Raw genomic sequence first — 12203 nt, forward strand, 5'->3', positions numbered from 1 at the left:
GTTTTGCCAATGCCATCGGCTTCTGGAAAGCGCATTCCTCAAGATACGCCCATTTTTCCGTAAGCCAAAATAGGTTCCGCTTTATATGAAACCATGCCTGCCGACTCGCCGTCTTTTTTCACCTGCCATCGTGCGCCTCATCTACAGTACGCTGTTTGCTTCGCTTTCTTTTTGCACCGCGAATACTTTCGCCGCGGATTCTCTGGTTGTACGGATTGGCGTGGCAACCCAGGGCAGTGGTGATCCTCCGACGTATGGCGGGTCCCCCAACGCCACTGCCCGGATCCAGCGTCGATACGAAGATGCCCTGAAAGCACAAGGCATTCAAGTGAAATGGTTTTTTTTCAAGGGAGCAGGACCCGCGGTCAATGAAGCATTGGCGAACAAGCAGATCGACTTCGCGGACCAAGGCGACTTACCGGCCGTGCTGGGCCGCGCGAACGGGATAAAGAGTCATATCATCGTCGCCAACGGTGTTCGTACCGGCATCTATCTGGCGGTACCGCCCGGTTCCGATATCAAGACCGTGAAGGACCTCAAAGGTAAGAACGTCGCGCTTTTCAGAGGTACCAATGCCCAATTAGTCGCGGATAACGTATTGAAAGCCAATGGCTTAAGTGAACGTGACCTGCATGTCATCAATCTGGATACATCGGCCGCGCAAGCGGCATTGGTCGCCAAGGGCGTGGATGCGGCATTCCTGGACTACACGTTGTTTACTTTGCAACGCCAAGGTTTGGCGAAGATCATCTATTCCTCTCGAGAGGCCGGCCCGCAATACACCCGTCAATCGCACTTGCTTGTTCTGCCAGAATTCGAGCAAGCGCATCCGGATGTCGTGCAAGCAGTGGTTACCGCGTTCGTTCAGGCCGCGCAGTGGACCTCCGATGAGCGGAATCGGGCGGCACTCTTCGCGCTATGGGCAAATAGCGGCACCCCTGTGAGTTCCTGGGAAGACGAATTCAAAGGTCAACAACTAAAGGAAAGAGCGTCTCCCCTGATTGATCCTTTCTACATCTCACGTTACCAAAAGGTCGCGGATGAAGCGCTCGCATTGCACCTGATCCGGACGCCTGTCAAGGTGGATGGATGGTTCGAAACAAAATATCTCGACCATGCCTTGCAAACGTTGCAGCTCCAGAAGGAATGGCCACGCTACGACACCAATGGCAAGGTTATTCCTGGATGATCGACCGATGCCACGGCCGGCCCTTGATCCATCAGTACACAATCCGCTCTCCATCACGATAGCTGAATGCTGCTTTCACGGAGTTTCCCTTGATGGCTAATGCCCGTATTCGCGCCGTTCTGCCGATAGCGACCAAACGATCCCAGGAACGTACTGAAGGTCCGTCACCCCTGCGGCTGGCCTGGCATCTCGCCCCATGGCTGCTTCCGGGCGTGGCGGTATTGCTCTGGGTTCTCGGTTCTGAGCAGGGATGGATTTCGCAGCAGATCCTGCCACCACCGGCCCTGGTGATTGCGACGCTTCACGATATGGCATACAGCGGCGATCTATGGACCAATGTGAGCGCGAGCCTGACCCGCATCGCTATCGGATTCGGGCTTGGCGTCGCCGGTGGGTTGGCACTCGGGGCCATACTCGGTTTATCACGGGTCGCCGAGACATACGTATTACCCACCTTCAATGCCATCGTGCAAATTCCGTCGCTTGGCTGGTTGCCCTTTCTGATGCTGCTGGTCGGCATCGGCGAGCCGCTGAAATACCTATTGATCGCACACGCAGCGTTCGTCCCCGTCACATTGAGTACCTTGCAAGGTTTCCGTGAACCACCGAAAGGATTGATGGAAGTGGCGCGGACGTTTCGGTTATCACGCTGGCAAACCATCATATCGGTGATATTGCCGGCGGCAGCGCCCGTAATCGGCACCGGCATCCGACTGGCGTTTACGAAGGCATGGCTGGCTCTGGTCGTTGTCGAAATGCTCGCCGCGTCATCCGGCTTAGGCTATCTGGTCGGTTATGGGCGTCAGTTGTTCCAACTCGATCTGGTGCTTGCATCGGTGTTGATCATTGCGCTGATCGGCTATTGCGCGGACCGCCTGCTGACAGTCTTGGAAAGCAAACTACACCGCGGTTAGACAAGCCGTTGTTACACCAGCCACTCCGGGTAAGTAATTTCAATACGTATTAGTCCATACGAGGCCTGACGTCATGCCACCGCCCTCCGATACATCCGTCATCGCCGAACTGCCAAACACCCTGTCTGCGCGTGCGTCAGCGTCAGGCAGTCGCGCGAGGAACGCAATTGCACGGCGAGCAGCATGGCGGGCCTGGGTCCTTCCGGTCGCCCTCCTCGCGGTTTGGTTCATTGTCGTCCCGGATTCGCTAGCGCCTCACGGAATAGCCGTATCGCCGGCTCAGGTCTGGCGTACCGGTGTCGAACAAGTACGCTCAGGCGCCCTTGCACGGGCGCTGTCGGCGTCCCTAGCACGTGAGTTCACCGGCTTTGCCATCGGCGCGGCGCTGGGTCTGTTGCTCGGTGTGTCAATCGGCATCTCGAAATGGACGGACCGCGTGATTTCTCCGTCGTTTAATGCTTTCAAGCAAGTATCGCTTTTCGCATGGATACCGTTGATATCGGTATGGTTCGGATTGGGCGATGCGGCCAAGGTCGTCTTTTTATCGCTCGCGGCCTTGGTTCCTGTTGCCGTTCATACCGCCGACGGCATTCGCGCGATCCCAGTCGAACAGCGCGAGGTCGCTCGCGTCTTCCGCTATCGACCATGGCAAACGATGGTGTACGTCGTGCTGCCGAGCGCATCCTCGTCCATTTTCACAGGTATTTATCTGGCGCTAATCTATTCCTGGCTGGCCACATTGGGTGCCGAGTACCTCTTGGTCGCGGGAAGTGGGATCGGCAATCTGTTAGTGGATGGGAGCGAGCATTTCCGCATGGATATGGTGCTCTTCGGCGTGCTCGTCGTCGGTGTCATTGGCGCGCTTCTCAACGCGATCGCGCGTTTCATTCAGCGCCGCTTCGCCTGGCAACATCCGACCTCATCGCAACCATAGACTGATCACCATCTGACGCTTGATTGTCTTGCGTGAGACACATCGATCCACCACCTCTTCGTCGACACACACGCCATCCATGTCATCCAATACTTTATCGTCCGCCAGCCCGACGCCGTCCGAGGCGCTGTTAGCCCTTTCGCACGTCTCCAAACGCTTCGATACCCGGAGCGCACACCCCGTATTGGATAGCGTGAATTTGCATGTCCAACAGGGAGAATGCATCGCGATTGTTGGCGCGAGCGGCTGTGGCAAGTCAACCCTGCTGCGGCTGGTGGCAGGTCTTGATACCGAATACGATGGCGATATAACGTTCAATGGCGCACCGGTCCGCGACACGTCGCTAGAGCGCGGAATCGTGTTTCAAGACCATCGGCTCTTTCCCTGGCGCACCGTTGAACAGAATATCGCGGTGGCGTTGCGCAATGCCGGCTTGTCGCGAGAAACAAAACAGAAGACGGTGGCCGAGCATATCGAACTCGTCGGACTCAAAGGGTACGCACACCATTTTCCGAATCAGTTATCGGGCGGCATGGCGCAGCGTGTGGCAATCGCGCGCGGCCTGGTCAATCGCCCCAAGCTATTGCTTCTCGATGAACCTTTCGGCGCACTGGATGCACTCACGCGCGCGCGGATGCAACAGGAACTGCAACGTATATGGGAAGCGGGAAACATCACCATGGTTCTCGTCACGCACGATGTCGACGAAGCTGTCTTTCTTGCTGACAGAGTCGTGGTCATGAAGCCCCACCCGGGGCATATCGCGCGAATCGTCGACATCAAGCTGCCCCGCCCAAGACAGCGCACACATCCGCTTGTAAGCCGTATTCGCGAAGACATTCTGTCGGATTTCAGCGAAGCCTGAGTTGTCGCACCCGCACCGCTCGAACGACCCGTTGACACCGGCGACGAACTTGCCGCACGCGTGTCCCCGTTGCCGCAGCGAACACAGGCGTCCTCAAAGTCAGGGCAATGTGCCGTAGCGCAAGGGAAAACCACCGACAAACGTCTCGCGAAGATAGGTCGTGAATAAATCGATGGCTCTTGGAACCTGTGACGCGTAAGGTCTTACGACGAATAACTGGTCGGCAAAGGCATTGGTCAGATACCAGTCATCGAGCAATATCTGCAGCCGTCCATCCCGTATTGCCGCTTGCGCCGTGAAATCCGGAAGCAGCGCGATACCAAGACCGTCAAGCGCCGCATCGCGTAGCGACTCACTGTTATTTGCCGCAAATGCGCCGTCCACTTTTACCACGTGAACCGACTCCGGGGTTCGTTTCTCCGATTTCGGTTGAAATGCCCACTCGGTGGGTCCGCGCGCACGAAGGTAAAACAGGCAGTCATGCCGGGCCAAATCACCGGGATGCTCAGGACGTCCTTTTTGCTCCAGGTATTCCCGCGTTGCCACAATCACCGATTTCGTCTCACAAAGTTTCAGGGCGACATGCGTATCCGGGACGTGCGCGCTATGACGGACCGCCAGGTCGAACCCTTCCGTCGAAATCGCGCTGAGTCGATCCGAGACTTCAAGCTCCACTTTCACCTCGGGATTTTCCCGCAGGAACGACGCCATTTTCGGCACCAGTTGCTGACGGGCGAATGCCACCGGCGCGGTCACCCTTATCACCCCTCGCGCCACGCCCGCCATCTCCCGCACGTTCAAAAAGTGTGAGGCAATTTCCTCGAACTGCGATTTCGTGCTTTCCACCAGTCGCTCGCCCGCATCGGTGAATCGCACGCTACGCGTGGTTCGTTGCACCAGCGCGATACCCGCGGCACGCTCCAACTCGGCGATTTTCTGGCTCATGGCGGCTTTGCTGACGTGCAACCGTGCGGCGGCCCGGGTGTACGATCCCTGCTCACTGAGTACCACAAGCCAGTGAAGATGGACCCAAAGACCTTCGACACTTGCCATTTCATTCACGCGATTGTTCATAGGAAAAAACAATGTGTTTTGAAAACGCCGCTTTTCGGCCTGGTTTTTCGGTCATAGACTACCAATACTGAACAGTCAACCCGAAAGGTGTCACATGCAAAGTTATCAGGCAACCGCCGACGTCACGCATTTCATTGGGGGCGTCGAGGTTCGTGGTGCAGGCACTCGGACGCAACCCGTTTTCAACCCCGCGACCGGCCAATCACACCGAAAACTCTTGCTCGGCGACACCGCCGATGTCGACGCCGCCGTGGCAGCTGCAAAAGCGGCCTTCCCCAAGTGGGCCGACGTGCCGCCAATTCGCCGCGCACGCGTCATGCTCGCATTTCTCGCGTTGATGAATCAGCATAAGGACGAATTGGCAGCCATCATCACCGCCGAACACGGCAAGGTTTTTTCAGACGCACAGGGAGAAGTCACGCGCGGCATCGACATCATCGAATTCGCATGCGGCATCCCGCAATTGTTGAAGGGGGACTATACCGAGCAAGTATCCACGGGCATGGATAACTGGACGGTGCGACAGCCTCTCGGCGTGGTTGCCGGCATCACACCGTTCAATTTCCCTTGCATGGTACCTTGCTGGATGTATCCGGTCGCCATCGCCACCGGCAACACATTTATTCTGAAGCCCAGCGAGCGCGACCCGTCAGCGGCTATTTTCATGGCGCGATTGCTGAAAGAAGCCGGGCTTCCGGACGGCGTATTCAATGTCGTGCAAGGCGACAAAACGGTCGTCGATGCTCTCTTGCAGCACCCGGAGGTTCACGCAGTGAGTTTCGTCGGCTCGACGCCGATTGCGAATCATATCTATGAAACCGGTGCAAAAAACGGCAAACGCGTTCAAGCCCTGGGTGGTGCCAAGAATCATATGGTGGTGATGCCTGACGCCGACCTGGACCAAGCAATCGACGGTTTGATTGGCGCAGCCTATGGCTCGGCCGGGGAACGATGCATGGCGATTTCAGTGGCCGTCCTGGTCGGCGACGTTGCCGACAAAGTCATGCCGCGCCTGGCCGACCGCGCGCGTAACCTGGTCGTCAAGGACGGCATGGCACCCGACGCGGAAATGGGACCGGTGGTCACGCGGCAGGCGCTCGAACGCATAGAGAGTTACATCGACATCGGTGTGCAAGAAGGCGCGCAACTTGTCGTCGATGGACGCGGGCTGAAAGTAGCTGGCCGGGAGGAAGGTTTCTTTACCGGAGGCACTCTTTTTGACCATGTCACCCCGGAAATGCGGATTTATAAGGAAGAGATTTTCGGCCCGGTCCTGGCATGTGTACGGGTCAAGGATTTTGCGGCGGCAGTGGCGCTCGTCAATAATCATGAATTTGGCAACGGCGTGGCATGCTATACCCGCGACGGGAATATCGCGCGCGAATTCGGGCGGCAGATTCAGGTTGGCATGGTCGGGATCAACGTCCCTATTCCGGTTCCCATGGCGTGGCACGGCTTTGGTGGCTGGAAACGCAGCCTGTTCGGCGACATGCATGCGTATGGGGAAGAAGGCGTACGCTTCTACACGAAGCAAAAGTCGATCCTCCAACGCTGGCCGGAGAGCATCGGGAAAGGCGCCGAGTTCGCCATGCCAATCTCGAAATAATAGATCGACGTAACACGTCGCGTTTCGAGCGCCGGCCCGGATCGGTCGGCGCCGCCGTCACGTATCGCGCCCGCGCCCGACATAGATGGGCATTACCTCTGCCCCCAACTTACAAGGGCGGTGCGCAGAAGTATGCACGGTACATGAAGCCCTCGCCCTAAAGCCGCACCACTTGTCCACCTTGCAACGCCTCACGCAACGCAATGCCGATACGGGTGGCCTCACGCGCGTCATCCAGCGTGAGGCCTGTCGCGGGGCCGCCCCGCAATGCGCCGATGAACGCCCGCGCCTCGTGCAAGAAGGCAGCCTCGAAACGTTCGAAGAAGGTCGGCGTACATTCGTTGCGCACACCATGCTCGTCGGCAATCTCCACGCGATTGGCCCGGGGATTGTGTCCCACAGCAAGCACTCCACCCGTGCCGATGATCTCCGTTTGTGCATCGTGCCCGTGCGACATCGTCCGCGAAGCATAGAACACCGCCAATTTCCCGTCTTCAAACTCGCAGACACCCACACCATTGTCGATATCGCCGCATTCGCGCAGACCCTCGTGCAAGGCGATCGTCCCGCTCGCGAAAACGCGTGTCGGCTTTGGATTACCGAGTAGCCAGCGCACCAGATCGATGTCGTGGACGCTGCAGTCGAGAAACAGTCCTCCCGAGGTCGGTGCGAAGCGCACGAAAAATCCATCGGGATCATTCTTGTCGCACGTTTGCGAGCGCACCATGAATGGCCGGCCGATCATACCCTGCCCGAGCTTCTCGAAAGCGTCGCGGTAGCTCGGATCGAACCGCCGCACAAAGCCGATCATCACCTGGAGATGAGGATGCCGTGCATGCTCCGCTATCACAAGGTTGCAGTCGGCGAGATCAAGCGAGAGCGGCTTTTCGCAGAAGACATGCTTGCCCGCGCGCAAGGCGTCGATGATCTGCGCCGGATGTAGTGACGTCGGTGTGACGAGCCAGACAGCGTCGATCTCGTCGTCGGCGAGCAGTGCGGCATAATCACTGTAAAGCCGAAGCACGGGCAGATTCGCGCTTGCCCACTCACGTTCCTCCTGCAACGGGCTGCATGCGGCCGCCAGCACCGCGCCCGGCACCTGCCAGGCAAGGTTTTCCGCGTGGCGTCGACCGAGCCGTCCTAGCCCGACAATGCCAACCTGAACGGGCACGCTCATACCGCGCGCTCCCCAAACGTGACGATGCGGCCTTCCTTCCAGGAAAGCGTCGCGGCTTCGGCAAGTTCAAGCGCTTTCATACCGTCCGCAACGGTCGTGCGCACGGGCTTGGCCGTCGTCACGGCGTCAAGGAAATGCGCGATTTCGAGGGCGTACGCGGCGCGATAACGTTCGAGGAAGAACGCCTCGGGCACGTCATTCGATACCGCCTGCTTCGTGTACGCCGTCACTTCGGTCGGTCGCACGTTGCCTGCCTGCAGCATGCCCTCGCTACCAAGCAGTTCAAAGCGCTGATCGTAGCCGTAGGCCGCCCGCCGCGTCGTATTGATCTGGCACAAACGCCCGCGTTTCGTGCGAATCGTGACTGCCGCGGAGTCGATATCGCCCACCGCGGCAATGGCCGGATCGGTCAGGCAACTGCCGGTTGCGTGCAACGTATCGGCTTCATCGTCGAGCATCCAGCGGAAAATGTCGAAGTCATGGATCAGCATGTCCTTGAAGATGCCACCAGAATGGCGGAGGTAATCGACCGGCGGCGCACCCGGATCGCGGCTCGTCACCACCAGCATTTCCGGCACGCCGATCTCGCCCGCGTCTACGCGTGCCTTGAGGGCGGAAAATGTCGGATCGAAGCGGCGCTGAAAACCGATCATGCACACGACGCCGGCCTGCGCGACCGCATCGGCACACGCTCGCGCACGCGCGAGCGTGAGATCCACCGGCTTCTCACAGAAAACATGCTTCCCCTGCGCCGCCGATTGCAGGATCAGGTCGGCGTGCGTATCGGTACTGGAACAGATCACCGTCGCGCCGATCGCGGCATCGCCCATGGCCCCGTCCCTATCGGCAACCCGCGCGCCGTGTCGAGCGGCGAGCGTCGCGGCGGCGGCGCTGTTCACATCCACCACGTATTTAAGCCTTACGCCCGGCTGGCGCGCGAGATTCGCCGCATGGATCGTACCAATCCGCCCCGCCCCGAACACCGCCACATCAATCGTCATAGCCGCCGGTCTCCTTGGATTCTTCCACGTTCAACTCGAGCCGGTACGCAAGCGCAATGAAAAGCGCCTGGCACAGGCAGATCGTGCTCGTGAGGGAACGGAACGCGAACGCGCTACCTTCCTTCACGAACAAATACGCGCTCGCGTGACGCGCGAGCGGCGAAAGCTGGCTGTCGGTGATGACAAGCGTGCGGGCGCCATGATGCTGCGCCGCGCGCACGCAGTACTGCGTCTCCTTGCCGTAGGGCGCGAAACTGATGGCAATCACCACGTCGCCTTTTCTCACGCTGCGGATCTGCTCGCGATACATGCCGCCAAAACCGGAGATCAAATGCACACGCTTCTTCGTGTGCTGCAATGCGTAAACGATGTAGGTTGCCACCGGAAACGAGCGCCGCACCCCGACCACGTAGATGTTTTCCGCTTGCCGGAGCATTTCCACGGCAGCCTCGAACTGCTTGTCGTCGAGACCCGCCTCAAGTTCTCCCAGCCCGCTACGAGACGCCTCGATGAACTCACGCGCCACGGCCACGCATGAAAGCTTGCCGGGTTTCTCGTTGATGAGTTTGCGGATGCGCTGCTGGTAGCTCTGTGCGCCCCCCCCTTGCCCCGTGTACGCCTGGCGAAACACCGCCTGAAGATCCGAGAAGCCGGAAAACCCGAAACGTTGGGCAAACCGCACCACGGCGGACGGGTGCACGTCACACGCCGTCGCAATGTCGCTCGTGCGATCCATCATCACGTTCGCGCGGTGCTGGTCGATATAGGTCGCGACGCTCTTCAACTGGCGCGGCAAGGTGTCGAATGCTGCCGTGATGCGCTGCATCAGTTCGTCGACGCCCAATTGCTCCGCTCCGTTCTCTTCCTGCATGGTGCTTTCTCAAAATTGCAACGATGCTCGGAAGTATAGGGAAGTCGCAGCGCAAATGGAACGTATTTTCTATTTATGAGATGGTTAAACTTCCTATTGCAAAGCCGTCACCGTTGCCCTACTCTTGGTCGTGAACGGCCTCGCGGACACATCGACCGTTCCATTAAAAAGACAACCGAAACAGGTGGAGACAAATGACATTCTGCAACGGCCGGGATGCGCTCCGTGCGCTGGCGGCTGCCGTCGCGTTGTGCGGCGCAGCGGCAATAACCTCGCCGACGGCAACGGCCGCCGACGCGAAGTTCGTCCTGATCAGCCACGCGCCCGACTCGGACTCGTGGTGGAACACCATCAAGAACGCCATCAAGCAGGCGGATGAAGACTTCAACGTCCAGACCGACTACCGTAACCCGCCGAATGGCGACCTCGCCGACATGGCACGTCTGATCGAGCAGTCGGCGGCACGCAACTACGACGGCGTGATCAGCACGATCGCAGACTACGACGTGCTGAAAAGTTCGATAAACAAAGTAACGGCGAAAAAAATTCCGCTGGTCACGATCAATTCGGGCACCGAGGAACAGAGCGCGCAGCTGGGTGCCATCATGCACGTCGGCCAGCCGGAATACGTGGCGGGCAAAGCGGCCGGCGAAAGGGCGAAAGCGGCCGGCATCAAATCGTTCCTGTGCGTGAACCACCTCGCCACCAACGTCGTGTCATTCGATCGCTGTCGTGGCTTTGCCGACGCGATCGGTGTGGACTACAGGCCCGCCACGCTCGATTCCGGCCAGGACCCAACCGAAATCCAGTCCAAGGTGAGCGCGTACCTGCGCAACCATCCGAACACGCAGGCCATCCTGACGCTCGGACCCACACCGGCCGCAGCCACCCTCAAAGCCGTGCAACAAATGGGCCTTGCCAACAAGATCTGGTTCGCCACCTTCGACTTCTCCGACGATATCGCCAAAGCCATCCAGGCCGGCACGATCCAGTTCGCCATCGACCAGCAGCCCTATCTGCAAGGCTACATTCCGGTTGCGGTGCTGGCCATCGTGAAAAAAGACAAGACCACTGATCCGGTAAAGATCCGCCAGATTCTCGAGGCGAATCCGAAATTCCAGGCGCGCCTGGCGACTTATGGCCTGCAACCGTCATATGGGCCGAAGAACATCCGTTCGGGCCCGGGTTTCATCACGAAAGAGAATATCGACAAGGTACTGAAATATGCGGGCCAGTACCGCTGACCGGTTGATCCGTCCGTTGCCGGAAAAACGCGAGCCCGGGCCGTCCTCGAACGCGCGTCGCATCCGCTGCAACCGCACGCCTGATTCCCATGCCGAGAGGCATGGCTGGCGCGCGCGTATCAACGCACCGCATTGAATAGGTTTCAAGGAGCCATCATGGGCTTAGCCGGCAAACATTACCCTCCCCGGTACCCAAAGTCGTCCGGGGCGGTTGAAAAAGACGCGCAGGACGACGAGCGCGTCCGGCGCGAATCGTGGTTCGGCCATCTGCTGAATCGCCCCGAATTCGCCGCCATCTCCGGCACCGTGCTCGTCTTTGCGATATTCGGGTTCGGGGCAGGCAGTTCGGGCATGTTCAATCTCGATGGCGTGATGAACTGGTCGCAGGTCGCCGCCTATCTCGGGCTGCTTGCGGTAGGTGCATGCCTTTTGATGATCGCAGGAGAATTCGATCTCTCCATCGGATCGATGATCGGCTTTAGCGGCATGATGGTCGCGATTCCCTCGGTGTACTTCCATTGGCCGATCTCACTCGCGATCCTCTTCGCGTTCATTGCCTCCATGCTGCTCGGTGCGCTCAACGGCTATATCGTGATGAAGACGCGCCTGCCGTCGTTCATTGTGACGCTCGCGTTTCTCTTTATCCTGCGCGGCCTCACGCTCGCGCTTTCCATCTTGTTCGCTGACCGCACCATCGTCTCGGGCGTCGGCGACATCGCACAGGCGGACCGGATCACAAACACGCTTTTTCATGGCGTCGCGTTCCACGGCTTTTTCACGGCGCTCGCCCACATGGGCCTGCTTCAATTGCTTGATAATGGCGAGCCACTCGTGCCAGGCATTCCAAAAGTGCTTCTCTGGTGGTTCGCGCTTGCAGCGGTCAGCGCCTTCGTGCTTGCCAAGACGCGCTACGGCAACTGGATTCTCTCGGTGGGTGGCGACGCCAATGCGGCAAAGAACGTGGGCATACCGGTCAAGCGCGTGAAAATCTCCCTCTTCGTGCTGACCGCCTTCTGCGCATGCCTGTTCGCCGTGCTCCAGGTATGCGATATCGGCTCGGCCGCCGCCGATCGCGGCTTGCAAAAAGAGTTCGAAGCCATCATCGCTGCCGTCATCGGCGGCACGCTGCTCACGGGCGGCTATGGGTCGGTCATCGGGGCATGCTTTGGCGCGCTGATCTTTGGCGTCGTGCAGATCGGCATCACCTATACGAACGTCAGTTCCGACTGGTTCCGTGTGTTCCTGGGCGTGATGCTGCTGCTCGCCGTGCTTTTCAACCACTACGTGCGCCGCCGCGTGTCGCAGGCACAATGAGCGAGGAAATCGTC

The 12203-nt window shown here is 59.0% G+C and carries 11 protein-coding genes; 7 read left to right on the forward strand and 4 right to left on the reverse strand.

Going from position 1 to position 12203, the window contains the following annotated elements; all coding sequences use genetic code 11:
• Positions 1 to 85: 85 nt before the first annotated feature.
• From SJQ66_RS09005 to SJQ66_RS09020, 4 genes are all read left to right on the forward strand, one after another.
• On the forward strand, positions 86 to 1189 hold the full coding sequence (locus SJQ66_RS09005) for an ABC transporter substrate-binding protein (RefSeq protein WP_024905227.1): 1104 nt from the start codon (positions 86 to 88) through the stop codon (positions 1187 to 1189).
• A gap of 92 nt (positions 1190 to 1281) precedes the next feature.
• Positions 1282 to 2103 (forward strand): ABC transporter permease, encoded by an 822-nt coding sequence (locus SJQ66_RS09010; protein ID WP_320533961.1) that lies wholly within the window; start codon positions 1282 to 1284, stop codon positions 2101 to 2103.
• Between the two features lie 73 nt (positions 2104 to 2176).
• Entirely contained in the window at positions 2177 to 3037 is an 861-nt protein-coding gene (locus SJQ66_RS09015) for an ABC transporter permease (RefSeq protein ID WP_081765147.1), read from the forward strand.
• A gap of 79 nt (positions 3038 to 3116) precedes the next feature.
• Entirely contained in the window at positions 3117 to 3902 is a 786-nt protein-coding gene (locus SJQ66_RS09020) for an ABC transporter ATP-binding protein (RefSeq protein WP_024905224.1), read from the forward strand.
• Positions 3903 to 4001: 99 nt separating this feature from the next.
• Here the strand turns inward: SJQ66_RS09020 and SJQ66_RS09025 are convergent, their stop codons facing one another.
• Positions 4002 to 4976, reverse strand: coding sequence for a LysR family transcriptional regulator (locus SJQ66_RS09025; RefSeq protein ID WP_024905223.1), 975 nt, complete (start codon positions 4974 to 4976; stop codon positions 4002 to 4004).
• A 94-nt stretch (positions 4977 to 5070) separates the two neighbouring features.
• Here SJQ66_RS09025 and SJQ66_RS09030 point away from each other — a divergent pair, with 94 nt between their 5' ends.
• Positions 5071 to 6582 carry a CoA-acylating methylmalonate-semialdehyde dehydrogenase gene (locus tag SJQ66_RS09030; protein WP_046152927.1) on the forward strand — a complete coding sequence of 504 codons (1512 nt, stop codon included), beginning with the start codon at positions 5071 to 5073 and terminating at the stop codon, positions 6580 to 6582.
• A 157-nt stretch (positions 6583 to 6739) separates the two neighbouring features.
• Here SJQ66_RS09030 and SJQ66_RS09035 read toward each other — a convergent pair whose 3' ends face one another.
• The 3 genes from SJQ66_RS09035 to SJQ66_RS09045 are packed head-to-tail and all read right to left on the reverse strand — an operon-like array spanning position 6740 to position 9631.
• Positions 6740 to 7759 (reverse strand): Gfo/Idh/MocA family oxidoreductase, encoded by a 1020-nt coding sequence (locus tag SJQ66_RS09035; protein ID WP_024905221.1) that lies wholly within the window; start codon positions 7757 to 7759, stop codon positions 6740 to 6742.
• Positions 7756 to 8760, reverse strand: coding sequence for an inositol 2-dehydrogenase (iolG, locus tag SJQ66_RS09040; protein WP_024905220.1), 1005 nt, complete (start codon positions 8758 to 8760; stop codon positions 7756 to 7758). Before iolG ends, SJQ66_RS09035 begins: the two co-directional genes overlap by 4 nt.
• A complete protein-coding gene (locus tag SJQ66_RS09045; RefSeq protein WP_046152926.1) occupies positions 8750 to 9631 on the reverse strand; it encodes a MurR/RpiR family transcriptional regulator in 882 nt (293 codons plus the stop codon). The genes iolG and SJQ66_RS09045 overlap by 11 nt, the downstream gene beginning before the upstream one ends.
• A gap of 194 nt (positions 9632 to 9825) precedes the next feature.
• On the opposite strand from SJQ66_RS09045, the gene SJQ66_RS09050 reads away from it, so the two are divergent.
• Together SJQ66_RS09050 and SJQ66_RS09055 are read left to right on the forward strand one after the other, a co-directional pair.
• Positions 9826 to 10875, forward strand: coding sequence for a sugar ABC transporter substrate-binding protein (locus SJQ66_RS09050; RefSeq protein WP_320533962.1), 1050 nt, complete (start codon positions 9826 to 9828; stop codon positions 10873 to 10875).
• 156 nt (positions 10876 to 11031) lie between these two features.
• Positions 11032 to 12189, forward strand: coding sequence for an ABC transporter permease (locus SJQ66_RS09055; protein WP_320533963.1), 1158 nt, complete (start codon positions 11032 to 11034; stop codon positions 12187 to 12189).
• Positions 12190 to 12203 lie beyond the last annotated feature (14 nt).

Source organism: Robbsia andropogonis, from assembly GCF_034047095.1.
Classification (GTDB): Bacteria; Pseudomonadota; Gammaproteobacteria; order Burkholderiales; family Burkholderiaceae; genus Robbsia; species Robbsia andropogonis.